Genomic DNA, 25,480 nt, shown 5'->3' with positions numbered 1-25,480 from the left:
TTGCTGCCCCGCGTGCCCTCACCCCAACCCCTCTCCCGCAAGCGGGAGAGGGGCTAAAACCAGCAACGCCGTATGCATCCCCTCTCCCGCTTGCGGGAGAGGGTTAGGGTGAGGGGATGAGCGCAGCGAATGCTCTTGACCTACAACGCCGTTGCGGCCCTCGCGGTCCCAATCGGAAGACCCGAAGAGCCTGCCCCCGCGAAGGCGGGGGGCGGCGCACAGGATGTGCGCCGTTTTTCGCTCGGGCAGGAGGCCCGATCGGAAAATCACCGCGCAAGCTCCGTTCTCGCGCCGCACGGCGTCGAACTAAGTCTGCCCTTCTCTTTGGTCACTTTCTCTTGGGCGAGCAAGAGAAAGTGACCCGCGTGCGTAGCATGCGGAAGCTGTTGCTGTTGCTTGAAGGCAAGAGCAAATCCCCCTCAATCCCCCTCAACAAAGGGGGAAGACAAGCAAAGGCGGAAGCAGGCGGGCGAGGGCTGCGGCGTAGGTGCGGATTCGCGGTCGCGGCTTGCGCCGCTCCTACATGCAGGCGGCTCAGCCGCGTCCCTGCACCAGGGTGCCGATGTTCTCGCCGCGCAGAATGCGCAGCAGCACGCCCGGCTGGCTCATGTCGAAGATGCGCAGCGGCAGGTCGCTGTCGCGGCACAGCGCGAACGCGGCCGTGTCCATCACCTGCAGGTCGCGGGCGATGACCTGGTCGTAGCTGAGCTTGTCGTAGCGCACCGCGTCGGCGTGCTTCTTCGGATCCTTGTCGTAGACCCCGTCGACCTTGGTCGCCTTCAGCAGCAGGTCCGCGCCGATCTCGATCGCGCGCAGCGCCGCGCCCGAGTCGGTGGTGAAGAAGGGGTTGCCGGTGCCGGCGGCGAAGATCACCAGCCGGCCCTTTTCCAGGTGACGGATCGCGCGCCGGCGGATGTAGTCCTCGCACACGTCGTTGATCTTGATCGCGCTCATGACCCGGGCCTTGGCGCCGAGCTTCTCCAGCGCGTCCTGCATGGCCAGGGCGTTGATGACCGTGGCCAGCATGCCCATCTGGTCGCCGGTGACCCGGTCCATGCCGCCGGCGGCCAGGCCGGCGCCGCGGAAGATGTTGCCGCCGCCGATGACCAGGGCCACCTCGGCCCCGGCCTGCTGGGCCTCGACCACCTCGCGGGCCAGGCGGCCGATCACCTTGGGGTCGATGCCGTAGTCCTCGTCCCCCATCAGCGCCTCGCCGGACAACTTGAGCAGGACACGGCGACAGGCGAGCTGGGACATGGGCGACCTCTGATTACGTGGGCAAACTCTGGGATTCTAGCCGAGGCGGGCGGGTTCCACGAGCCGGGGCGGGCCCTGGAGTGCGATGGCCGTCGCGTTCGCCAGCCTTGGCAAAGTCGCGAGCCAGCCTTGGGCATAGCGAAATCCGTGTTACAAAGCTAGCGCGGGGCCTGGGACCGGCCTGCCGCCCAGGCCCATCGGGGCCGCGGCCCGCCAGCCAGTGATTCCAGCCAGCCCGGAGCAGGGGGATGACACAGCCGATGTCCAACGCAATGGGAGCCATCTGAGCGATGGCTTGGACCTTGCCCCAGACCCAGATCGAGGCGCCCGAGGCGCCGACCGGCCTGCGCGCGCCGGCCGCCGCCAGCGAAGGCGACGGTTTCGAGCGCTTCGTGCGCGAGCACCGCGAGCCGCTGGTGCGGTTCCTGTGCAAGCGCACCAGCGAGGAAGACGCCAAGGACATCGCCCAGGAAAGCCTGGTGCGGCTGATGCGTTACCGCGGCCAGCCGGCCGACCAGCTCAAGCTGCTGATGTACCGGATCGCGATGAACGAGTTCAACGACCGCGGCCGCCGCCAGCAGAGCCAGCACGCGGCCGCGCACGTGAGCTTCGACCAGCATTTCCACGGCCTGCCGTCGGCGGACCTCGCCCACGAGCAGCGCGTGGCCAACCAACAGGAGCTGGCGCGCGTGCGTGAAGCGATCCTGCGCCTGCCGGACAAGTGCCGCCAGGTCTACCTGCTCAACCGCATCGAAGGCATGAGCTACACCGAGATATCTCGCCATTGTGGGATATCCGTCAAAGCCGTGGAGAAACATATCGGTCGCGCGCTGGTGCTGTTGCGCTTGCGCCTGAGGGAAAATCTCGCCGACACGGAAGGTGGCGCATGATGATGGCGAGCGCGAATTCGAATCGGTACGAAATGGACGACGGCGAAGCCGAGGCCTGGGTGGCCCGGCTGCACGCCCCCGACAGCGACGCGGCCGACCGCGCCGCGTTCGAGCGCTGGCGCGGGCAGTCGCCGGCCAATGCCCAGGATTTCGACGAGGCGCAGCGCCTGCACCAGCTGTGCGCCGCGCTCGGCGACGACGAGCTGCTGCGCGCCGCGGCGCGTTCGGCGCGGCGCGACAGCGCGCGCCGGCCCTCGCGCTGGCTGCTGCCCGGCGCGGCCCTGGCCGCGACCCTGGCGCTGGCCGTGGGCACGGTCTATTGGCTGCGCGCCGCTCCGCAGGCGGAGGTGCAGCGGTATGCCACCGCCATCGGCGAGCAGCGCACGGTGGCCCTGTCCGACGGCACCACCTTGCTGTTGGACACTCATAGCGCGGTGGTCGCGCGTTTCGACGGCGAGCGCCGCGTGGTCGAGGTGGCGCAGGGCCGGGTCCAGTTCGACGTGGGCGGCGATCCCGGCCGCAGCGGCGGGCCGCGGCCGTTCCTGGTCAAGGCCGGCGCCGGCACCATCCGCGACATCGGCACCACCTTCCAGGTCAGCCGCGACGGCAGCGCCGTGGACGTGGGCCTGATCGAGGGCGTGGTCGAGGTCGAGACCGGCGGCCAGGCGGCGCCCCTGCGCCGCAGCACCCTGGCCCCGGGCGAGCAACTGCGCATCGACGCCGGCGGCGGCCTGGGCGACAAGCGCCCGCTGGACCTGGCCGTGGCTCAGGCCTGGCCGCAGGGCGATCTGGTGTTCAAGAACCGCCGCCTGGACCAGCTGCTGGACGAGATGAACCGCTACTCGCGCACCCGCCTGCGCCTGGCCCAGCCGGAGCTGGGCGCGCTCAAGGTCAGCGGCGTGTTCCATATCGACGACCAGGCGGCGCTGCTGGCGGCGCTGGAACGCGGCTGGTCGCTGCAGGCGCAGCGCGTGGGCGACCGCGAGATCGTGCTGCAGGCCGCCACCCGCTAGTGCCGGCCGGGGCGGTCTTCGCCAGCGCAATCGCCTTCGGCGCGATTGCAGTCGGCGCGACTGCGATGGGCGCGATCGTCGCCCGTGGAATCGCAACCAATAGTGGCGCCGCGTTGCAGGGGCTCCCCGGCTTCCGTATGGTTGATGGGTTCGGGGGATCGACGCGCCGCGCCAATGGCCAGAGTTAGGTACGCGTTAGCCATTTCGGGTGCGTTCTGTCTGGGCCTGAGCGCGCCCGGCGCGGTCGCGAGCGCGGCCGCCGCCCCCACCGTCACCCGCTTCGCGATTCCCGCAGGTCCCTTGGACGATGCGCTGCAGGCGCTGGCCACGCAAAGCCGCGTGCAGATCCTCTACGCGCCCAATCTGGTGCTGGGCAAACGCAGCGGCGGCCTGCGTGGCGAGCTGTCGCCGGCGCAGGCGCTGGAGCGGCTGCTGCGCGGCAGCGGCCTCAACGCGATGCGGGTCAACGACGACACCTTCGTGCTGCAGTCGGCGCCGCCGCCCATCGCCAAGCCGCCGCGGCCCGCGCCGCGCCCGCGCCCCGCGCCGCCGCCGCTGCGCAGCACCGAGCCGACCAACCTGGGCACGGTCCAGGTCACCGGCAGCCATATCCCGCGCAGCGACCTGGAATCGGTGTCGGTCTCGCCGATGACCCTGATCAGCCGCGAGGACATCGAAGCCAGCGGCCACCAGACCCTGTTCGAACTGCTGCGCTTCCAGCCCGGCATGATCGGCCACCATCCGGTGGACGTGGCCGCCGAGGGCGGCCAGCCCTACCAGCAGCTGTTCGCCGCCGCGGCCACCACCAGCCTCAACGCGCTGGGTCCGCGCGGCACCCTGTTCCTGGTCGACGGCCAACGCATCGCCAACTACGGCCTGATCTCGGCCGAACTGGGCGGCCTGACCGATCTGGAAGGCATTCCGCTGAGCATCGTCGAGCGCATCGAGATCATCCGCGGCGGCGCCTCGGCCATTTACGGCGCCGACGCCATGGCCGGCGTGGTCAACATCATCCTGAAGAAGGACCAGCAGGGCTCGGAAGTGACCGCGCGCCTGGGCATATCCGACCGCAACGACGCCAAGCAGCGGCGCATTTCGGTAGGCAGCGGTTTCGACCTGCGCCGCGGCGGCAACCTGCTGCTGAGCGCCGACTATTTCCAGCAGGACGCGCTGTACGGTTCGCAGCGTTCCTGGCGCACCATGGACCGCAGCGGCGACGGCTTGCGCGATCTGCGTATCCAGCTGGGGTACCTGAGCGACGACAACACCCGGCTGTGGGCGTACTGTCCGCGTCAGCGCCGCGATCAGAAGGGCTACTGCCCGCTGGACACCGCCAAGTGGATCAGCCTGCAGCCCGAGGCCGAACGGCGCTCGTTCTACGGCCACTGGCGCCAGCCGATCGGTGCCGACAGCGAGGTCTATGCCAGCCTGCGCCTGGGCGAGGTGAGCCAGCAACTGCAAAGCGCGCCGTTCTACGCCAACGTGTTCCTGCCTCCGGACCACCCCGATGCGTTCTGGCCCGGCGGCGAGCCGACCACGCTGCAGTACGCGTTCTACGACGTCGGCCCGATCCGCACGCGCAGCCAGGCGCGCACGATCGATCTCAACCTGGGCGCCAAGACCTACCGCGGCGATTGGGAGTGGAGCGCCTCGGTCGGCCACCACGAGAACGACGTCACCAACCGCATCGACGGCCTGGTCAGCCTGAGCCAGTTCTACGAACTCGCCGGTACCCTGGACTACCGTTTCAACAGCGGCGGCAACGCGCGCGAGGTGCTGGACCGTTTGTCGCCGCGCGCCACCGCGCGCGGCCGCGCGCGCCTGGACCAGCTGTCGCTGGGCGTGCACGGCCCCTGGTTCGAGCTGCCGGCCGGGCGCACGCGCGTGGCCGCGGGACTGGAGCTCAGCCGCGACTCGCTGATGAACCAGCCCGACCCGCTGATGGAAGACCACGACTTCGCCTTCAGCCCGCCCAAGGTGGCCGTGGACCAGAGCCGCAATCAGGCCGCGTTCTACGCCGAACTCAGCGCGCCGCTGGCGCAGCGCCTGCAGGGCGAATTCGCGCTGCGCGCCGACCGCCGCCAGGGCTACAACCACCGCGTATCGCCCAAGCTCGGACTGAAGTGGAACGCGCTGGACACGCTGACCTTCCGCGGCACCCTGGCCTCCGGCTACCGCGCGCCTTCGCTGTTCGAACTGCGCCGGCCCAACGTGGACGGCAACAGCCTGTTCGTGGTCCAGGACGACACCACCGGCCCCTGCCGCAACACTGCGCAGGTGGAGGCGGGGGTGGAGGTCTGCATGCTGGCGCGCAGCGCGTTCGAGAACAACCAGCTCAAGCCCGAAACCTCGCGCAGCCGCACCCTGGGCTTCGTGTGGTCGCCGGACGAGCGCTTCAGCCTGGCGCTGGACTACTTCGACATCCGCCGCCGCAACGAGATCCTCAAGGTCAACGCGCTGGACGATCCCGAAGCGTTCGAGCGCTCGTTCAAGCACGACGGCAACGGCCTGCTGGTCGGCATCGACGACTACTACGAGAACATCGGCACCACCGACGTGCGCGGCTGGGAGATCGACGCCGAGTACCGCCTGCAGACGCAGCGCTACGGCCGCTTCTCGCTGCGACTGAGCGGCAACTACCTGGATCGGCTGGTGCGGCGCAATGCGCCCGATGCGCCGGCGCTGGATTACGCCGGCTACAACGGCCCCGACCGCACCGCGCTGGCGGGGCTGGAATGGGCCTACGGCCGCTGGGCGACCACGTTGAGCATGCGCGCGCTGGGCCCGTCCAAGATCGGCCGGCCCGACGAGGACTGCCCCAAGGTCTACGCCGCCGCCGGCCGCTGCAGCAATCCGGGCTCGGCCACGGTGGACTTGAACCTGGCTTACACCGGCGACACCCACTGGCGCTTCTCGCTCAACGTGCACGACCTGGGCGATCGCCGGCCGGTGAACTACGACATGCTCAAGGGCGGCTACGACATCGCCTACGACGATCCGCGCGGTCGCTATTACCTGCTGAGCGCGTCTTACCGCTTCTGAGCGGATTCGTTTCGCAGCTGGGCCCCGTCTCTGTTTTCGCTGTTCGCTTCCCCCTTTGAAAAAGGGGGCTAGCTCCTGCCTCTAGCCGGGGCCGGAGAACCTCGTCGCCCTTCGCATTGCGGTGGCATCTTTTCTCCACATTCAACGTTAGGTCTGTTGTGCCATCACGCGTGTGGGGTAGGGGGGGCGCGCGCCGCTGCGTTGTTTTAGTCAGGGGTCGTGCAGCGACGGCACGCATCCACCGGCGATCAGGGGAGCGGTGCGCATCCTGACGAACCCCTACCCATACCCCCACGGCGCCATCGCGTTGCGATGGTCGGGTCGGTCCACGTTCGACAGGAGTTCACGGCAACGATGCAAGGCGATGCACAGGCAACACGGAAGTCCCGCGGCCACGGCCGCCTCCACGCGCGCTCCGCGCTGACCACGGCGGTGCTCGCCGGTTTGCTGTGCGGCGCGTTCGCGCCCGCGGCGAGCGCGCAGGCCTATCAGGAAACCGGCGTGATCGGCGATGCCGAGAGCTGGCGCAGCGACGAGTTCAAGGCCGACTGGGGCCTGGGCGCGATCGGCGCCGAGTACGCCTACGCGCGCGGGCTGACCGGCCGCGGCGTGCGCCTGGGCATCTTCGACAGCGGTTCGGCGCTGGCGCATTCGGAGTTCGCCGGTCGCGATCATCGCAGCCTGCGCCTGTCCGATCCGAACTGCGCGGCCTCGGCCACGGTCAGCGGCGCCGACGCCTGCTTCTTCTCCGACGGCGAGATCGCCCAGATCGAGGCCTACTACCTCAACGATAGCGTGCCGCCGGACCTGTCCTTCGGCGGCAGCGGCGCGCGTCTGCTGCTGTTCTACAACGACCACGGCACCCACGTGGCCGGCACCATGGTCGCCAACCGCGACGGACGCGGCATGCACGGCGTGGCCACGGGCGCCAGCCTGACCGCGTCCAAGTTGTTCTTCGACCGGATCTACGAGTACTTCGTGGACGACGACGGCAACATCGATCGCCGCGTGCTGACCCAGGGGCCGGGCGAGGCAGCGCTGAACAGCCTGTTCGACCAGATGAGCGCGCAGGGCGTGCGCGCGATCAATCACAGCTGGGGCAACGGCGAAGAGCCGACGACGCCGGAAGGCATGGACGCCGAGTACGCCGCCTACGCCGACTACTACCGCATCTTCGCCGACGCCGCGCTGCGCACCGGCATCATCAACGTGTGGGCCGCGGGCAACGACTACGGCAACATCGCCGGCGCCTACGCCACCCTGCCGCGCTTCGCGCCGGAAGTGGAGAAGTACTGGCTCAGCGTGGTCAACCTCAACCGCGACGGCGGCCTGGACGGCAGTTCCAGCATCTGCGGCCTGAGCAAGGACTGGTGCGTGACCGCGCCGGGCACCGACATCCGCTCCACCATCGTCAGCGCCGAGATGGAAGGCCGGGTGACGCCCAACGCCGGCGGCGGTTACGACCTGGAGATCGATCCGCATCAGATCAGTTACGGCTACGGCGACAACACCGGCACCTCGATGGCCTCGCCGCACGTCACCGGCAGCCTGGCGCTGCTGATGGAGCGCTATCCCTACCTCGATAATCCGCAGATCCGCGACATTCTGCTGACCACCGCCACCGACCTGGGCGAGGCCGGCGTGGACGAGGTCTACGGCTGGGGCCTGATCGACCTGCGCAAGGCCATCGACGGCCCCGGCCAGTTGCGCGTGGACACCGACGTGGTCATGAACCAGCGCGCCGGCGGCGCCAAGGTCTGGCAGGGCGACGCCTGGGACGATTGGAGCAACGACATCTCCGGTTCCGGCAAGCTCACCAAGTCCGGCATCGGCTGGCTGCGCCTGAGCGGCGGCAACAGTTTCGCCGGCGCCAGCGTGCGCGAGGGACGCCTGGAACTGGCCGGCACCAACAAACTGGCCGGCGCGGTGACGGTGGACGGCGGCGACCTGCTGCTTACCGGCGAGCTGCACAGCAGTCCGTTGCAGGTGAACAGCGGTGTGGCGCGCATCGAAGGCGGCCTGCACGACCTGGACTTCAGCGTGGCCGGTGGCTGGGGCTTGATCGCCTCCAGCGGCCGCCTGGATAACGTCGCCTTCGCCGTCAACGGCGGCAAGGTCGCGTTCAACGGCGTGCAGAGCGGTGGCAGCACCGTGGTCGGCGCCGGCGGCACCTTGGGCGGCACCGGCACCCTGGGCCGCACCCGGGTCGAAGGCACGATCGCGCCGGGTAATTCCATCGGCACCCTGACCATCGACGGCGACTACACCCAGGTCGCCGGTTCCACCTATCTGGTCGAGCTGGCCGCGCCCTCGGCCTCGGACCTGCTGCGCGTCAACGGCCGCGCCTTCCTGCAAGGCGGTACCGTGCGCGTGTCGCAGGGACCCGGCACCTACCTGCTGGGCCAGCGCTACGACATCCTCTCGGCCACGCTCGGCGTCGACGGCCGTTTCGCCGCCATCGACCACAGCGCGTTCTCGCCGTTCCTGAAGTTCGACCTGGGTTACGGCGCGGACAAGGTCACCGTCGACGTGGTGCGCGGTCTGGCCATCGCCAGCGCCGCCAACAGCTACAACCAGCGCCAGGCCGCGGGCGCGGCCGATGCGCTGGCCGCCAATCAGGGCCTGCCGGCGCCGCTGACCCAGCTGTTCCCGGCACAGGCGCTGGACGCGCTGGACGCGCTCAGCGGCGAACTGCATGCGAGCCTGCGTTCGGTGCTGGTGGAAGACAGCCGCCACGTGCGCGAAGCCGCTCTGGCGCGCGCGCAGGCCGGGCGCGGCGCGTTCGATGCCGATGTCGACGGCGAGCCGGGTTCGGCCGCGTGGGCCCAGGTGCTCAAGCGCGGCGGGCACCTGCGCGCCGACGGCAACGCCGGCACGGTGGACTACAACGGCGATGCGACCCTGCTGGGCTACGACTACCGCTTCGGCAACGGCTGGCGCATCGGCGCGCTGGGCGGCACCGGCCGCGGCGACGCGCAGCTGGACGCGCGCCGCTCGCGCGGCGAACTGCGCAGCCGTTATCTGGGCGTGTACGTCGGCCAGAACTGGGGCGGCTTCGGCCTGCGTGCGGGCGCGGACTACGCGCGCCACGAGATCGAGGCCAAGCGCGACGTGGCCTTCCCGGGCTTCGTCGACCGTACCCGCGCCGACTACGACGGCAGCACCCGCCAGGCCTATGTGGAAGGCGGCTACCGTTTCGCCACCGGCATCTGGGAATGGGAGCCGTACGCGCAGTACGCGCAGCTGCGCGTGGACAGCGACCGCTTCCAGGAAAGCGGCGGCGCCGCCGCGCTCAGCGGCGCCAGCGCCGAGCAGCGTCTGGACCTGTCGACCCTGGGCCTGCGCTTCAACCTCAACCTGCGCGGCGAGCAGCAAACCGAGGATTGGCTGAGCCTGCGCGGCGGCATCGGCCGCCGTCACGTCGGCGGCGCGGAAACGCCGCAGGCCACGGTGGCTTGGCGCAACGGCGGCGCGTTCCAGGTCCGCGGTGCGCCGCTGGCCGAGGACACGACCGTGCTGGAAGCCGGACTGGCCGCGCGCCTGGGCCAGAACGGCCTGCTGGAGCTCAGCTACAGCGGCCAGCTCGCGGACGAGGCGCGCGACCACGCGCTCAACGCGCGCTACTCGCTGCAGTTCTGAGCCGCGCATGCGGTTCGACGCGCGGCGGGCCGCTCTCCCGCCGCGTCTGCCGGGGGAACGACCGGCTCGGCACGGACGCCGTCGATGGGGGCAACAGCCGGACAGATTCTCTCTCGCACCTCAGGCCGCCTCCGGGCGGCCTTTTTTTTGTCATGCCGCCGGTCGCCGGCTCGCTTATGCTTGCCGTCCCAATGGCGCAGGACCGCATATGAGCATCAAGAACCTCAAGGATTTCGTCGAAACCAGCAGTCAGAAGGACCTGAGCCAGGAGACGTTCGAGCTGGAAAGCTCGCACCTGCTGGAGGTCAAGCTGGACGGCCGGGTCTGGGCCAAGGCCGGCTCGATGGTCGCCTACCGCGGCGGCGTGAAGTTCGTGCGTCAGGGCGTGCTGGAACAGGGCCTGGGCAACCTGCTGAAGAAAGCGATCAGCGGCGAGGGCACCCAGCTGATGAAGATGGAAGGGCAGGGCCGCGTGTACATCGCCGACGCCGGCAAGAAGATCACCCTGCTGCGCCTGGCCGGCGAGTCGATCTACGTCAACGGCAACGACGTGCTCGCCTACGAGGACGGCGTGGCCTCGGAGATCAAGATGATGCGTAAGGTCTCGGGCATGATGTCCGGCGGCCTGTTCAACATCAAACTCTCGGGCAACGGCGTGGTCGCGATCACCTCGCACTACGAACCGCTGACCCTGGCGGTGACCCCGGACCAGCCGGTGTTCACCGACCCCAACGCCACCGTGGCCTGGTCGGGCAACCTCAGCCCCGACATCGTCACCGACATTTCGCTGGGCACCCTGTTCGGTCGCGGCTCGGGCGAGAGCGTGCAGCTCAAGTTCGCCGGCACCGGCTGGGTGGTGGTGCAGCCGTACGAAGAGGTGTATTTCCAGCAGCAGGGCTGAGCTCGCCCGGTTGCGACGAAAAAGCCGCGGCAAGTCCGCGGCTTTTTCTATCGGTGAGAGCGGCGTGAGCCGCGATTTCCCCCTGCTGCGATTGTAGGAGCGAAGCGAGTCCCCATACCGCAACCACGTCGAAGCACCACCGATTTGTGCGGTTCCGGGTCGCGGCTCGCGCCGCTCCTACAGGGGCAGGGCTGGCGACTGCGATGTAGGAGCGACGCGAGTCGCGACCGCGACAGCGCAACTACGTCGAAGCACCACCGGCCTATGGAGCTCCGGGTCGCGGCTCGCGCCCCTCCCACCGGAACCCGCCCAGCGAACCCGGCGCGGCGGCACCCAAAGAAAAAGGCCGCGGATTCCGCGGCCTTTTTCGTCTCGCTTCGCTAGCGCGGCGGCTTACGCCAGGCCGGCCTGCTTCATCACTTCGGCAGCGAAGTCGTCGACCTGCTTCTCGATGCCTTCGCCCACGGCCAGGCGCTGCATGCCGACCACTTCGGCGCCGGCGGCCTTGAGGACCTGCTCGACCGACTGGTTGGTGTCCAGCACGTAGGGCTGGCCGTACAGGGTGACCTCGTTGACGATCTTGGCGATCTTGCCGCCGATGATCTTCTCCAGGATGTCGGCCGGCTTGGCCTTGTCCTTGTCGGTCATCTTCGCCAGTTCGATTTCCTTTTCCTTGGCGACGAAGTCGGCCGGGACGTCGCCGGCCTTGATGTACGGCGGGTTCATCGCCGCCACATGCATGGCCAGGCCGCGCGCCAGTTCGGCGTCGCCGCCCTTGACCTCGACCAGCACGCCGATCTTGCCGCCGTGCACGTAGGCCGCGACGTTGTTGGCGCTGTCCACGTTGGCCAGGCGACGGATCTGGATGTTCTCGCCGAGCTTGGCGATCGCGGCGGCGCGGCTTTCCTCGACGGTCTCGCCCGAAGCCAGCTTGGCGGCCTTCAGCGCTTCGACGTCGGTGGCGCCGGAGGCCAGGGCGGCCTGGGCGACGGAGTTGACGAAGGCCAGGAAGTTATCGTCCTTGGCGACGAAGTCGGTCTCGGAATTGATCTCGACCAGCACAGCCTTGCCGCCGTCGTGGGCCACGGCGATGCGGCCTTCGGCGGCCACGCGGCCGGCCTTCTTGTCGGCCTTGGCCAGACCCGACTTGCGCAGCCATTCGGCGGCGGCGTCGATGTCGCCGTTGTTTTCGGTCAGGGCCTTCTTGCACTCCATCATGCCGGCGCCGGTGCGCTCGCGGAGTTCCTTGACCAGGGAAGCGGTGATTTCAGCCATGGGGTTACCTCAATATTCGTGTGGCCGGGTAGGGGCGGCGTAAGCCGCGACCCGCGCGGCTGCGCTCGCGGCTTACGCCGCCTCTACCCGGTCGGATTCGTTCGGCACGCAGCCGCACACTGTGGTGCGGCTGCGTGACAGTGCGCTTACTCGGCCGCCGGAGCGTCCTTCTTGGCGCCGGCCGGGGCCGGGCCCTTCTTGGCCGGGGCGCGACCGCGCGGGGCGGCCTTGCGGTCTTCCTTCACCACCGCGTTGCCTTCGGCGTCCAGCTCGACGAAGTCGTCTTCGCGGGCGCCGGCGGCCGGAGCGGCGGCCTTGCCTTCCAGCACCGAGTCGGCGGCGGCGCGGGCGTACAGCTGCACGGCGCGGATGGCGTCGTCGTTGCCCGGAATGGCGTAGTCGACCAGGGCCGGATCGTAGTTGGTGTCGACCACGGCGATGACCGGGATGCCGAGCTTCTTGGCTTCCTTGATCGCGATGTCTTCATGGCCGATGTCGATCACGAACAGCGCGTCGGGCAGACGGTTCATTTCCTTGATGCCGCCCAGCGAGGCTTCCAGCTTCTCGCGCTCGCGGCGCAGGCCCAGCACTTCGTGCTTGACCAGCTTGGCGAAGCTGCCGTCGGTTTCGCCGGCTTCCAGCTCCTTCAGGCGCTGCACCGACTGCTTCACGGTGCGGAAGTTGGTCAGGGTGCCGCCCAGCCAGCGCTGGGTCATGTACGGCATGCCGCAACGCTCGGCCTCTTCCTTGATCGACTCGCGCGCCGAGCGCTTGGTGCCGATGAACAGGATGGTGCCGCGCTTCTGGGCGACGCCCGAGATGAAGTTCATCGCGTCGTTGAACAGCGGAACGGTCTTCTCGAGGTTGATGATGTGGATCTTGCCGCGGGCGCCGAAGATGTACGGGCCCATCTTGGGGTTCCAGTAGCGCGTCTGGTGGCCGAAATGGACGCCGGCTTCCAGCATCTGGCGCATGGTGATCTGGGGCATTGCATGACTCCGAGGGCAATGGAACCGGCCGCCGCGACAGTGATGGGCGGTGCGCCGCAGGTGGGCTGCGGTGCGAGGTTCCGGGGTTGGGCCTCCCCGCTGCTTCCGTGACCGAACCGCATACGAATTCATTCGTACGAGGCACCCCGGCACGGGCTGTGGCAGCGGGTGTGTATTCGCCGGTGACGCCCGGCGTGGGCGGTGCGTTGGGGCCGAAACCGGCCGCAAAGCCGTGAAAGTGTAGCCCGGACGGGGACTTGGAGCAACCGGGCGGGCGGCGCGCCCGTTCGGCTCCCCACCCCCGTCATTCCGGCGAAAGCCGGAACCCATTTTGCTGTTGCTCCCACCACCGCCCCGAAAATCAACACAGGTTCCGGCTTTCGCCGGAATGACGGGTACGGGTAAGGACGGACGTGGGTGCGGTTAACCCGCTCTAGGCACGGCTAACCCATCTCAAGGCAGCGAATCGTAAACCGAGCTCACGATCTGCGCCGGCTTCACCCAACCCTGACCCCAGCGGGGGTCCAGGTCGGCGGTGGGCGCGGCGGCCAGCACCTCTTCGCGGCTGCGGCCGGCGCGCTTGAGCGCGGCGACCCGGTCGCGGACCTGGATCAGCATGTCTCGCGCAGCCTTGAGATCGTCGCGGCCGCCGATCGGGCCGTGGCCGGCCAGGATCCGGGTGCGGCCGTCGGCCAGGCTCAGGCCGCGGTCCAGCGCGGCGATCAGGCCGTCGACCGTGCCGCCGGTGCCGGTGTCGATGATCGGGTACAGGCCGTTGAAGTAGCAGTCGCCCATGTGCAGCACGTTGGCGGCGGGGAAGTGGACCAGCAGGTCGCCGTCGGTGTGGGCGGCCGGCACGTGGATCAGCCGCGCCTCCAGCCCGCCCAGGTGCAGGCGGCCGCCGCCGGCCAGGGTCAGGGTGGGCAGGAATTCCGCCGGCAGGGCAGGAATCACCCGGTTGTGGTGCTTGAGGAAGGTGTCCTCGGCCATGCGCCGGCGCGCGTTCTCATGCGCGATCACGGTGGCGCCGGCCGCGGCCAGGGCGCGGTTGCCGCCGACGTGGTCGCCGTGCCAATGGGTGTTGACCACGTAGCGCAGCGGCTTGCGCCCGGCCAGGGCCTGCAACAGTGCCGGCGCGGTCTTTTCCAGCTCGCTGTCCACCAGCAGCGCCCCCTGTTCGGATTCGGCCAGCAGCACGGTGGTCGCCGGGCCCTGCCAGGCCGACAGGCCCGGCGCCAACTCCATCCAGGCCGGCGCGGCGGGCGGCGCATCGGCGGCCGCGGCGGCGCCGCTCAGAGCGCAGGCGGCCCAGCTCAGGGCCAGCAACAGGGGGCGAACGCGGCGCAAGGACATGCGGAAGACTCCGGCAGGGGCGGCCACGGCACGCTGTGGCCCGCGCGCCGCCATGATCGGGGGGCGTGAATAGGCGATAATGCCCGCATGGCCATCACCATCAAAACACCCGAAGACATCGAGAAGATGCGCGTCGCCGGCCGCCTGGCCGCCGAAGTGCTGCAGATGATCGCCCCGCACGTGAAGCCCGGCGTGAGCACCGAGGCGCTGGACAAGCTCTGCCACGACCACATCGTGAACGTGCAGCAGGCGATCCCGGCCAACGTCGGCTACAAGGGCTTCCCCAAGACCGTGTGCACCTCGGTCAACAACGTGATCTGCCACGGCATCCCCAGCGAATCCAAGGTGCTCAAGGACGGCGACATCGTCAACATCGACGTCACGGTGATTAAGGACGGCTGGCACGGCGACACCAGCCGCATGTACGTGGTCGGCACGCCGTCGGTCATGGCCAAGCGCCTGGTCGACGTGACCCGCGAGGCCATGTTCCGCGGCATCCGCACGGTCAAGCCGGGCGCGACCCTGGGCGACATCGGCGCGGCGATCCAGCAGTACGCCGAGGGCGAACGCTTCAGCGTGGTGCGCGAGTACTGCGGCCACGGCATCGGCCGCATCTACCACGAGGACCCGCAGGTGCTGCATTACGGCCGTGCCGGCGAGGGTCTGGTGCTGAAGCCGGGCATGACCTTCACCATCGAGCCGATGATCAACGAGGGCACGCGCCACACCAAGCTGCTGCCCGACGGCTGGACCGTGGTCACCAAGGACCGCAAGCTCTCGGCGCAGTGGGAGCACACGGTGGCGGTCACCGAGGACGGCGTCGAGATCCTGACCCGGCTGCCCGGCGACGACAACGACCTATGACCGGTAGCGCCCCCGCCGGGTCGGGCCTGGCGGAGCCGGGCGCAACAACGGCGCAGGGCGCCGAACGCGCGGCGTCGGTGCGCGCGGCCATGGCCGCGGTGGACGCGGCGCTGGCGCAGCGTTTCGACGCGCTGGCCGGCGGCAGCGAACTGGACATCGACCGCCTGCTGCACGCGCGCGCCGACGCGGTCGACGCCGAACTGCGCGCGCTGTGGCGCGAACTGCTGCCCGCCGACGCGCCGCTGGCGCTGTTTGCGGTGGGCGGCTACGGCCGCGGCGAACTGTTTCCGCAGTCCGACATCGACCTGCTGGTGCTGGCCGAGCCCGAGGCCCAGGCCGAGCACGCCGAGGCCCTGGGCCGCTTCTTCACCCTGCTGTGGGACGCCGGTCTGCCGGTCGGCCACGCGGTGCGTTCGGCCGCGCAGTGCACCGAGGCCGCGGCCGACATCACCGTGCTGACGGCGATGCTGGAAGCGCGCGCGCTGGCCGCCGACAGCCATGCCGGCACCACCCTGCGCGCGGCGATCGCGCCGCTGTACCTGTGGCCGGCGCGCGAATTCTTCCTGGCCAAGCGCGAGGAGCTGCGCCAGCGCCATGCGCGCTACGGCGACACCGCCGACAACCTGGAGCCCAACCTCAAGGAAGGTCCCGGCGGCCTGCGCGACGTGCAGACCCTGCATTGGATGGCGCTGCGCATCATCGGCACCGCCGACCTGGAATCGCTGGTGGCCATCGGCCAGCTCGGCGTGGACGAGCTGGGCACGCTGGAGCGCGAGCGCCGCGCGCTGTCGCGGCTGCGCTTCGGCCTGCATCTGGTCGCGCGCAAGCGCGAGGAACGGCTGCGCTTCGACTACCAGAAGCTGCTGGCCGAGCGTCTGGGCCACGTCGACAACGCCGACAACCTGGCGGTCGAGCAGATGATGCAGGGCTTCTACCGCAGCGCCGCGCTGGTGCTGCGCATCGGCGAACGCCTGCTGCAGCGCTACGAGGAGCAGATCGAAGGCGAGCCGGTGGCGGTGCCGCTGTCCGGCGCGTTCGAGGCTTTCGAGCTGCGCCGCGACTACATCGCCGCGCGCTCGCCGCAGTGGCCGCGCGACGCTCACGACATCTTCGCCCTGTTCGCCGCCTGGGCCTCGCACGACGCGGTGCGCGGCCTGCATTCGCGCACCGCGCGCACCCTGGCCGAATCGCTGTCGCGCGTGCCTACTTACGACCAGGCCGAGCCGGCGCTGCGCGAGCGTTTCCTGGCGATCCTGCGCGGCCCGCACCCGGTGCACGCGCTGGAGCGCATGGCGCGCCTGGGTGTGCTCGGCCGCTGGATTCCGGCGTTCTCGAAAGTCTCCGGGCGCATGCAGTTCGACCTGTTCCACGTCTACACCGTGGACCAGCACACCCTGGCGGTGCTGCGCAATCTGGCGCGCTTCGCCTCGGGCGTGGCCGACGAGCGTTTCAGCATCGCCCACGAGGTCTGGCCGCGCCTGCGCAAGCCCGAACTGCTGCTGCTGGCCGGCCTGTTCCACGATATCGCCAAGGGCCGCGGCGGCGACCATTCCGAACTCGGCGGCGACGACGCGCGCAGCTTCGGCACGATCATGGGCCTGAGCGAGGCCGACACCGCGCTGGTCGAATGGCTGGTGCGCCAGCACCTGCTGATGTCGGTGACCGCGCAGAAGCAGGACATCGCCGATCCGGAGGTGATCCACCGCTTCGCCGGCAAGGTCGCCGACCGCGAGCGCCTGGACCATCTGTATCTGCTGACCTGCGCCGACATCGCCGGCACCTCGCCCAAGCTGTGGAACGCGTGGAAGGACCGGCTCATGGCCGATCTGTACACCGCCACCCGCCTGGCCCTGCGTCGGGGCCTGGAGCATCCGGTGGCCGGCGCCGAGCGCGCGGCCGAGACCCGCGCCGCCGCGCAGGCCATGCTGGCCGCGTTCGGCAGCCAGGATGCCGAGATCGATGCGCTGTTCGCGCGCATGCCCGAGATCGGTTTCCAGCGCGGACGCCCCGACCAGATCGCCTGGCAGGCGGCGTCGCTGCGCGGGGTGCTGGTGGGCGACACCTGCGTGCGTGCGCGGCCGGTCAGCGCGCACGCCGGCGCGTTGGAAGTGTTCGTGCATTCGCCCGACCGCGACGGCCTGTTCGCCGCCATCGTCGCCACCCTGGACCGGTTGGGCCTGGCGATCCAGCAGGCGCGCGTGCTGGACGGGCCGCAGGGCACGATCTTCGATACCTTCGAAGTGATTCCCACCGATCCGCGTCATCCGCCCACGGCCGAGGACGTGGAGCGGCGGCTGGCCGCGACGCTGGCCGCGCCGCTGGACCGCGTGCGCCCCGCGCGCCGCGCCCAGCCGCGCCACCTCAAGCATTTCCGCATCGTGCCGCAGATCGGCTTCAACACCGTCGACAAATCCGGCAACGACAGCGCCCACGGCGAGCGCACCCTGCTCAGCCTGGTCTGCACCGACCGCCCGGGCCTGCTGGCCGACGTGGCCATGACCCTGCGCAACCAGGGCCTGCGCGTGCACGACGCCCGCATCGCCACCTTCGGCGAGCGCGCCGAAGACATGTTCCAAATCACTGCGACCACCGCCACCGACCCCGACGGGCGCGACCGCGCGCTCGACGACACGCAACAGCAGGCGCTGCGCGCGGCATTGCACGCCTGCCTGGAAGGAGACCACCAATGAGCCCCGCCAAGACCGCCAGCAAGAAGACCGTCCGCAAGAAGCCCGCCGCGCCCAAGGCGCCCGGCGTGGACGAGCTGAAGTTCATGATCGACAGCGCCTTCGAGCGCCGCAGCATGCTCACCCCCGACGAGATCGAAGGCTCGACCCGGCCGACGGTGGAGCGGGTGATCTCGGGCCTGGAGCAGGGCGAGTTCCGCGTCGCCGAGCCCGACGGCAAGGGCGGCTGGACCGTCAACGAGTGGCTCAAGAAGGCGGTGCTGCTCTACTTCCGGGTCAACGAAATGCAGCTGGTGGAGGCCGATCCGGCGCCGTTCTGGGACAAGGTGCCGGCGCGTTTCGAAGGCTATGGCGAATCCGACTTCCGCAAGCTCGGCGCGCGCGTGGTGCCCGGCGCGATCGCGCGCCGCGGCGCGCACATCGGCAAGGACGTGGTGCTGATGCCCAGCTTCGTCAACATCGGCGCGCACGTGGGCGAAGGCACCATGGTCGACACCTGGGCCACGGTCGGTTCCTGCGCCCAGATCGGCAAGCACTGCCACCTGTCCGGCGGCGCCGGCATCGGCGGCGTGCTGGAACCGCTGCAGGCCTCGCCGACCATCATCGAGGACCACTGCTTCATCGGCGCGCGTTCGGAAGTGGTCGAAGGCGTGGTCGTGGGCCACCACAGCGTGATCGGCATGGGCGTGTTCCTGGGCCAGAGCACCCGCATCTACAACCGCGCCACCGGCGAGGTCAGCTACGGCTACGTGCCGCCGTACAGCGTGGTGGTGTCCGGCCAGCTGCCGGCCAAGGACGGTTCGCATTCGCTGTACTGCGCGGTGATCGTCAAGCAGGTGGACGCCAAGACGCGCTCCAAGACCAGCATCAACGACCTGCTGCGCGGCCTGGCGGACTGAAGCGAACCCATACATGACCACGCTCTACGGACTCAACAACTGCGATACCTGCAAGAAGGCCCGCAAGTGGCTGGACCGCTTCGGCGTCGCTCACAGCTTCGTCGACTATCGCGATAACCGGCAGACGCCGGAGACCCTGGTCGCGTGGAAGGACCGGCTCGGCGGCTGGGAGGCGATGATCAACAAGTCCTCCACCACCTGGCGCACGTTGCCGCCCAACCGCAAGGAGCCGGCCTCGGATGCGGAGTGGAAGCTGCTGCTGAAGGAGTATCCGCAGCTGATCCGCCGGCCGGTGGTGATCACCGACGACGGCCACATCAGCCAGGGCTTCAGCGACAACGGTTTCAAGCAGCGCTTCGGGATCGGCCAGTGAGCGCCGCTCAAAGCCCGGTGCTGGCGCTGGCTTGCGAGCTCATTGCAAGGCCGTCGGTCACGCCCGCGGACCTGGGCTGCCAGGCGCTGATCGCCGAGCGTTTGCGCAACGCCGGCTTCCGATGCGAGCACTTGCGCTACGGCGAGGTCGACAACCTGTGGGCCGTGCACGGCGACGGCGAGGGCCCGACCCTGGTGCTGCTGGGCCACACCGACGTGGTGCCTTCGGGCCCGGTCGAGGATTGGCGCAGCGATCCGTTCCTGCCCGAGATCCGCGACGGCGTGCTCTACGGCCGCGGCGCGGCCGACATGAAGGGCAGCGTGGCCGCGTTCGTGGTCGCGCTGGAGCGCTATGTCGCCGCCCATCCCGCGCATGCGGGCCGGGTCGCGCTGCTGCTGACCTCGGACGAGGAGGGCGTGGCCATCGACGGCGTGCGCCGCGTGGCCGAGACCTTCCGCGCGCGCGGCGAGCGCATCGATTGGTGCGTAACCGGCGAGCCCTCGTCCAAGGCGGCGCTGGGCGACCTGCTGCGCGTGGGCCGTCGCGGCACCTTGTCGGCCACGCTCAGCGTGCGCGGCATCCAGGGCCATGTGGCCTATCCCGAGAAGGCGCGCAATCCGATCCACCAGGCCATGCCGGCGTTCGCCGAACTGGCCGCGCGGCGCTGGGACGAAGGCTACGAGACCTTCCCGCCGACCAGCCTGCAGATCAGCAACATCAACGCCGGCACCGGCGCCAACAACGTGATCCCGGGCGAGCTGCAGGCCTTGTTCAACCTGCGCTACAACCCGACCTGGCGCGCCGAACAGCTGGAGCGCGAGTGCGAGGCGATCCTGCAGGCGCACGGTTTGGAGTTCGAAGTGCGATGGCAGCGCGGCGGCGAGCCGTTCTACACGCCCGAGGGCCCCTTGCGCGCGGCCGCGCGCGAAGTGCTGGCGGCGTTCTCCGGCGCCGCGCCGGAAGAGAGCACCGGCGGCGGCACCTCCGATGCGCGCTTCATCGCGCCGCTGGGCGCGCAGTGCATCGAGATCGGTCCGGTCAACGCCAGCATCCACAAGGTGGACGAGCAGGTGTCGGTGGCCGATCTGGAGGCGCTGCCGGATTTGTATCTGGCGCTGATCGAGCGGTTGATGGGGCGGTGACGGCAACAGCAACAGCAACGGCAAATCCCCCCTAGCCCCCTTTTTCAAAGGGGGGGTCAAAAGCAAAAGGGGGGCGAAAGCGAGAGCGCCGTCGTAGCTGTTCCCCCCTTTAAAAAAGGGGGCTAGGGGGGATTGGCTTTTAGCCTCACCGCGGCTTCAACGTCATCCGGTACTTCGTCTCGCCCGGCAAAAACGGCGTCGGCCGGCCTTGTACCCAGTCGTCGTGGCCCGCGCCCCAATACGGCGACAGCGGATGCCCCGCCTGGCCGCCCGGCATGTGGATGTAGCCCTGCGCCTCGCGCCCCGGCGACACCACCATGCGCTCGGACGCGCCGAAATCCTGGCGCTGCACGCGCGGCATGGCCACGTCGCCCGGCAGCTCGTCGGCGGGCATGCACAGCGCGGGCTTGGCGAAGCCGGGCAGGGCGCGCGAAATCGGATGGCAGATCGCCGCGGTGTTGCGCTCGCCCCAGCGCCGCTGCGCCAGCGGCCCTTGCTGGGCCAGATCGTCGCGCACCTGGCGCGCCGCATCCTCGAACAGCGCGTCCCAGGAGGCGTAGCGACGCGGCAACAGATGCATCGGCCGTTCGGTTACCAGCGGCCAGGCCACGCCTTCGAACTGCGCCAGTTCCGGCAGCTCGAAATCCGCCCCCAGCTTCGCGCGCGCCGGTGCGGTCAGGCCGTCGATCAGGCGGTCGTGCACGGCCAGGCGCCAGGCCCGCACCAAGCGGTAGCTCACCGATTCCGGCACCGCGCGGCCTTCCCACTGCGCCGATGCCGCGGCCAGTTCCTTCAGCGTCGGCGAATCCTTGGCGCTTGCGGCCTGCTCGCGCAGCAGCTTCCACCAGCGGGCCAGGAAGATCGCGCGGTCGTCCAGCTGCACCCGCAGCAGGTCGCGTTCGTCGAAACGCTGTTTGCTCAGCAGGTCGTCGCGGATCTGTTGCGCGCGCGCGCCCAGCACCAGGCCGCCGTCGCCGATGCGCGCGAGCTCCGGGCCTTGCAGCGTGCGCGAGTTCGCGGTCCACAGGCGGCCGTTGGGCGGGTCGACCAATTGCGGCGCGCGGTCGGTGCGCAGGCCCCAGGGCGGGCAGGCCGCGTCGGCGGCCATCGGCACGGCCGGCGTGCAGCCCGCCGCGCGTTCCGGTATCGGCCCCAGCAGGCGCCAGGCGATGCGGCCGCTGCGGTCGGCGACCAGCAGGTTCTGCACCGGCAAGGCGATGCGCTGCGCGTCGCTCAGCGCCTGATCCAGCGATCCGGCGCGCATCAGCCGCGCCAGCTCCAGGTTCAGCGCGCCGGGCAGGTGCGCGGACCAGCGCAGCGACAGCGCGCTGCCGTCGGCGTTGTCGCGCATCAGCGGTCCCCAGGCGGTCTCGCGCACGCGCAACACGCGCGCGGGCTCGCCCTTGATCTCGATGCGTTCCTCGTAGGTGCGCAGGCCCGCGCAGGCCTTGGGCGCGTCGCCGGCGCAGCCGGGTTCCAGCTTCCAGTCCAGCCAGTCGCCGTAGCTGTTGGTGAAGCCCCAGGCCACGTGGCCGTTGCTGCCCACCACCAGCGCAGGCAGGCCGGGCAGGGTGAAGCCGCTGGCGTCCACGCGGCCCTCGGGCGCGCGCGCATCGGCGTAGCGCAGGCGCGCGCGGAACCACAGGTTGGGCGCACGCAGGCCCAGGTGCATGTCGTCGGCGACGATGGCGCGGCCGTCGCGGGTGTGGCTGCCGGCCACGGCGAAGTTGTTGCTGCCGACCTCGTTGCGGTACGGCACCCGCACCGGCGCGTCGGCGCTGGGCGCCGGCAGCGAGCGCAGGTCCAGGGTGGCGGCGTCGGGCAGCTGCGCGTCGCCGCGGGCGGTGCCGAACAGCGGCGCGTCCCAACTGCTGCCATCGTGGGTGAGCAGGGCGTACAGCGCCGTCGGCGTGGCCCCGCGCAGCGTCCACAGCGCGCGTTCGCGCGCGTTGTCGCCGTCCTGCAGATCGAAGTACATGGCGAAGCCGACCAGGGCCGAGTCGGCCAGCTGCCAGCGTTGCGGCTGCGTGCCCAGCAGCAGATAGGGCCAGGGTTTCGCGCCCAGCGCGTCCAGGCCGTCGTTGACGCCGTCGGTGTAGGCCTGCAGCAGCGCGCGCTGCTCGCCGGCAAAACCGTCCAGGTGCTGTTCGGTGCGCGCGCGCAGCCGGTGCATGCGCCGGCGCTGGTCCACCTCGACCGCGACCGGCCCGAACAGCGCCGACAGCTCGCCGGCGGCGGTGCGCCGCAGCAGGTCCATTTCGAAATAGCGCTCCTGCGCGTGCACGTAGCCCAGCGCGCGCATCGCGTCGGCCTCGTTGGCCGCGTCCACGGTGACCACGCCTTGGGCGTCGCGCTGCACCGCGACCGGTGCCGACAAACCCGCCAACGCCAGTTCGCCTTCCAGGCTGGGCAGGCTGGCGCGCAACAGCCACCAGGCGCCCGCCGCCGCAATCAGAGCCAGTACCAGCACCGCGGCCAGGCCGCGCTTGATCCATCGACGCATGAGCTCCCCTCCGCGGCGCAGCTTAGCCCATGGCCGGGGCGTGCCGGGGGGCGCGTTTCCAAAGTGACAGGGGCCGGCCGCCGCCGCCCCCGCTTGCAAACCGTCCCGGCCTGAAGCAGGATCGAGCCATGAGCCGCGTTTTCGTCACCGCCCAGATCGTCACCGCCCCCGGCGGCGGCACGGCCGTGGCCGCGGCGAACAATAACAATCGCAATAACGCCAGCCTCCCGCGGGCCGGCGATTAGCGCGCGCAACACACGCTCAATCGCTCAAGAAGCCCGCGCCGAAAAGCGCGGGCTTTTTCGTTTCTAGGTCCTGGATTTTGTCGTTCGTCCTTGAACAAGAGCCCGGCCATCCATGGCCGGGGACTTAAAGAAAAGCAGCCCCACTGGAGATTTCCGTTATGTGCTCGATCCTCGGCCTGTTCGACCTCCGCCCCGGCGCCGACCTGAGACCGCTCAGGCCGCTGGCCCTGTCCCTGTCGGCGCGGCAGCGTCACCGCGGCCCCGATTGGTCCGGCGTCAGCGTCGACCCGCGCGCGCTGCTGGTGCACGAGCGCCTGGCCATCGTCGATCCTACCGGCGGCTCGCAGCCGCTGCGTTCAGCCGACGGCGAGCTGGCCCTGGCGGTCAACGGCGAGATCTACAACCACCGCGAGCTGGAGCAGCAGCTGGCCGCGCCCTACGACTTCCAGACCAAGTCCGACTGCGAGGTCATCAACGCGCTGTACCGCGAGGGCGGCGATCTGGGCGCGCTGCTCAACCGCCTCAACGGCATCTTCGCCTTCGCCCTGTGGGACGCCGCGCGCGGGCGCTACGTGATCGCGCGCGACCCCATCGGCGTGTGCCCGCTGTACTGGGGCCACGATGCCGACGGCCGCCTGTGGGTGGCCTCGGAAATGAAGGTGCTGGCGCGGCTGTGCGACGACGTGGCCGCGTTCCCGCCCGGGCACTACTACGACAGCGACGTGGGCGTGCCGGTGAAGTACTACCAGCCCGGCTGGCGCGGCTACGAGGCGGTGCAGGGCGTGCAGGTGAGCAAGGAGGAACTGCGCAGCGCCTTCGAGCGCGCCGTGCACCGGCAGATGATGAGCGACGTGCCCTACGGCGTGCTGCTCTCCGGCGGCCTGGACTCCTCGCTGGTGGCGGCCTGCGCCGCGCGCTTCGCCCGTCGCCGCATCGAGGAGGACGACCAGGCCGAGGCCTGGTGGCCGCGCCTGCATTCCTTCGCCATCGGCCTGCAGGGCTCGCCCGATCTGGCCGCGGCCGAAGTGGCGGCACAGGCGCTGGGCACGGTGCACCACGGTTTCACCTACACCTTCGAGGAAGGCCTGGACGTGCTGCCGGACGTGATCCAGCACATCGAGACCTACGACGTGACCACCATTCGCGCGTCCACGCCGATGTTCCTGCTGGCGCGGCGGATCAAGGCCATGGGCGTGAAGATGGTGCTCTCCGGCGAAGGCAGCGACGAGATCTTCGGCGGCTATCTGTACTTCCACAAAGCGCCCAACGCGCGCGAGTTCCACGAGGAGCTGGTGCGCAAGCTCGACGCCCTGCACAGCTACGACTGCCTGCGCGCGAACAAGTCGATGATGGCCTGGGGCGTGGAGCCGCGGGTGCCGTTCCTGGACGTGGAATTCCTGGAGGTGGCCATGCGCATGGACGCGCAGGCCAAGATGGTCGACAAGGCCGGCGGTCGGATCGAGAAGGCGGTGCTGCGCGAGGCCTTCGAGGGTTACCTGCCGGAGTCGATCCTGTGGCGGCAGAAGGAGCAGTTCAGCGACGGCGTCGGCTACGGCTGGATCGACGGGCTCAAGGCGCACGCGGAAGCCCATGTCAGCGACCGCGAATTCGCCGCAGCCGCCAGCCGCTTCCCGATCAATACGCCGCAGAGCAAGGAAGCCTATTACTACCGCAGCATTTTCGAACGCCAGTTCCCGGGCACGGCCTGCGCCGAGACGGTGCCGGGCGGCAAGTCCATCGCCTGCTCCTCGCCGGCGGCGATCGCCTGGGACGCGGCCTTCGCGCAGATGGCCGATCCCTCGGGCCGCGCGATCGCCGGTGTGCACCACGCCGCGCTGGCATGAGGTGTTGCGGATCGCGGCGGCGCCGATGCGCCGCCGCGATCCGCCGATGGCGCGGCCTTACAGGCCGCAACCGACCCAGACGCGATCCAGGGTCTTGTACTCCCACTGGCCCGAGGGGCAGTGCACGCTGACCACCGCGCTGCCCGCGAGTTCGCAGGTGGGCGTGCGGAACATCGACTTCTGCGCGCGCGCCGGCTGCGCCGGATACGAGTCGTAGCCGTCGGACTGCTGGTCGTTGCTGGACCAGGCCGAGGCCGCGTCGGGGCGGTGCGAGGCCGAGGCGTAGACGTTGAAGTAGGGCGGCTTCGGCGGGAACGGCCCGACCGGGCTGCTGACCAGGTGGGCCTTGGCCACGACGGTGGCGGTGGTGCCGGTGTTGCCGAAATCCAGCGACATTTCGGCGAAGTAACCGCTGTTGCAGACCGCGACGCGGCTGGTGGCATCCGGCGGCGGCGCGGCCGCGGCGATTGAGGGCAGGCACAGCAGGGCGGCCGCCAACAGGGCGACGCGATGGTTCGAGTGCTTCATGGACGCAGATCCTTGCGTTCTTGAGGTGGATAAAGC

General features: G+C 69.9%; 17 protein-coding genes. 11 read left to right on the top strand and 6 right to left on the bottom strand.

What is annotated here, in order from left to right; genetic code table 11:
- Window positions 1–534 precede the first annotated feature (534 nt).
- Complete coding sequence (gene pyrH, locus DX914_RS07915) at window positions 535–1,257, bottom strand: UMP kinase (RefSeq protein ID WP_115858449.1); 723 nt, start codon at window positions 1,255–1,257, stop codon at window positions 535–537.
- A gap of 290 nt (window positions 1,258–1,547) precedes the next feature.
- Between pyrH and DX914_RS07910 the strand changes: the two genes are divergently transcribed.
- The 5 genes from DX914_RS07910 to DX914_RS07890 all read left to right on the top strand — a co-directional run bounded on the left by DX914_RS07910 (window position 1,548) and on the right by DX914_RS07890 (window position 10,742).
- Window positions 1,548–2,147 carry an RNA polymerase sigma factor gene (locus DX914_RS07910; protein WP_115858448.1) on the top strand — a complete coding sequence of 200 codons (600 nt, stop codon included), beginning with the start codon at window positions 1,548–1,550 and terminating at the stop codon, window positions 2,145–2,147.
- Window positions 2,148–2,179: 32 nt separating this feature from the next.
- On the top strand, window positions 2,180–3,160 hold the full coding sequence (locus tag DX914_RS07905) for a FecR family protein (protein WP_158549216.1): 981 nt from the start codon (window positions 2,180–2,182) through the stop codon (window positions 3,158–3,160).
- A gap of 174 nt (window positions 3,161–3,334) precedes the next feature.
- Window positions 3,335–6,202: a TonB-dependent receptor gene (locus DX914_RS07900; RefSeq protein WP_158549215.1), complete on the top strand. Its 2,868-nt coding sequence runs from the start codon at window positions 3,335–3,337 to the stop codon at window positions 6,200–6,202.
- Window positions 6,203–6,556: 354 nt separating this feature from the next.
- The gene (locus DX914_RS07895) at window positions 6,557–9,841 is read left to right on the top strand and encodes an autotransporter domain-containing protein (RefSeq protein ID WP_115858445.1); all 3,285 of its coding nucleotides are present in this window, start codon (window positions 6,557–6,559) and stop codon (window positions 9,839–9,841) included.
- 208 nt (window positions 9,842–10,049) lie between these two features.
- Window positions 10,050–10,742 (top strand): AIM24 family protein, encoded by a 693-nt coding sequence (locus DX914_RS07890; protein WP_115858444.1) that lies wholly within the window; start codon window positions 10,050–10,052, stop codon window positions 10,740–10,742.
- Between the two features lie 393 nt (window positions 10,743–11,135).
- Here the strand turns inward: DX914_RS07890 and tsf are convergent, their stop codons facing one another.
- From tsf to DX914_RS07875, 3 genes are all read right to left on the bottom strand, one after another.
- Entirely contained in the window at window positions 11,136–12,017 is an 882-nt protein-coding gene (gene tsf / locus DX914_RS07885) for a translation elongation factor Ts (RefSeq protein ID WP_115858443.1), read from the bottom strand.
- Between the two features lie 146 nt (window positions 12,018–12,163).
- The gene (rpsB, locus tag DX914_RS07880; protein WP_115858442.1) at window positions 12,164–13,006 is read right to left on the bottom strand and encodes a 30S ribosomal protein S2; all 843 of its coding nucleotides are present in this window, start codon (window positions 13,004–13,006) and stop codon (window positions 12,164–12,166) included.
- Between the two features lie 453 nt (window positions 13,007–13,459).
- Entirely contained in the window at window positions 13,460–14,359 is a 900-nt protein-coding gene (locus tag DX914_RS07875) for an MBL fold metallo-hydrolase (protein WP_158549214.1), read from the bottom strand.
- A gap of 87 nt (window positions 14,360–14,446) precedes the next feature.
- On the opposite strand from DX914_RS07875, the gene map reads away from it, so the two are divergent.
- From map to dapE, 5 genes are read left to right on the top strand one after another with little or no spacing between them, the layout of a single operon-like run.
- Window positions 14,447–15,223, top strand: a complete 777-nt coding sequence (map, locus tag DX914_RS07870) for a type I methionyl aminopeptidase (protein ID WP_115858440.1) — start codon at window positions 14,447–14,449, stop codon at window positions 15,221–15,223.
- Window positions 15,220–17,913, top strand: coding sequence for a [protein-PII] uridylyltransferase (glnD, locus tag DX914_RS07865; RefSeq protein ID WP_115858439.1), 2,694 nt, complete (start codon window positions 15,220–15,222; stop codon window positions 17,911–17,913). Before map ends, glnD begins: the two co-directional genes overlap by 4 nt.
- Window positions 17,910–18,809, top strand: a complete 900-nt coding sequence (dapD, locus tag DX914_RS07860) for a 2,3,4,5-tetrahydropyridine-2,6-dicarboxylate N-succinyltransferase (RefSeq protein WP_196778847.1) — start codon at window positions 17,910–17,912, stop codon at window positions 18,807–18,809. The genes glnD and dapD overlap by 4 nt, the downstream gene beginning before the upstream one ends.
- A gap of 13 nt (window positions 18,810–18,822) precedes the next feature.
- Window positions 18,823–19,182 carry a Spx/MgsR family RNA polymerase-binding regulatory protein gene (locus DX914_RS07855; protein WP_115858438.1) on the top strand — a complete coding sequence of 120 codons (360 nt, stop codon included), beginning with the start codon at window positions 18,823–18,825 and terminating at the stop codon, window positions 19,180–19,182.
- Window positions 19,179–20,324: a succinyl-diaminopimelate desuccinylase gene (gene dapE / locus DX914_RS07850; RefSeq protein WP_115858437.1), complete on the top strand. Its 1,146-nt coding sequence runs from the start codon at window positions 19,179–19,181 to the stop codon at window positions 20,322–20,324. The genes DX914_RS07855 and dapE overlap by 4 nt, the downstream gene beginning before the upstream one ends.
- 145 nt (window positions 20,325–20,469) lie before the next feature.
- Here the strand turns inward: dapE and DX914_RS07845 are convergent, their stop codons facing one another.
- On the bottom strand, window positions 20,470–22,827 hold the full coding sequence (locus DX914_RS07845; RefSeq protein WP_115858436.1) for a penicillin acylase family protein: 2,358 nt from the start codon (window positions 22,825–22,827) through the stop codon (window positions 20,470–20,472).
- A 403-nt stretch (window positions 22,828–23,230) separates the two neighbouring features.
- Between DX914_RS07845 and asnB the strand changes: the two genes are divergently transcribed.
- Window positions 23,231–24,916 (top strand): asparagine synthase B, encoded by a 1,686-nt coding sequence (gene asnB, locus DX914_RS07840; RefSeq protein WP_115858435.1) that lies wholly within the window; start codon window positions 23,231–23,233, stop codon window positions 24,914–24,916.
- Between the two features lie 57 nt (window positions 24,917–24,973).
- Here asnB and DX914_RS07835 read toward each other — a convergent pair whose 3' ends face one another.
- Window positions 24,974–25,444 (bottom strand): hypothetical protein, encoded by a 471-nt coding sequence (locus tag DX914_RS07835; RefSeq protein WP_115858434.1) that lies wholly within the window; start codon window positions 25,442–25,444, stop codon window positions 24,974–24,976.
- Between the last annotated feature and the right edge of the window lie 36 nt (window positions 25,445–25,480).

Source organism: Lysobacter silvisoli (assembly GCF_003382365.1).
GTDB classification, from domain to species: Bacteria; Pseudomonadota; Gammaproteobacteria; order Xanthomonadales; family Xanthomonadaceae; genus Lysobacter; species Lysobacter silvisoli.
Note: the sequence above shows the minus strand (reverse complement) of the source record. Positions and strands in the feature narration are given on the sequence as shown.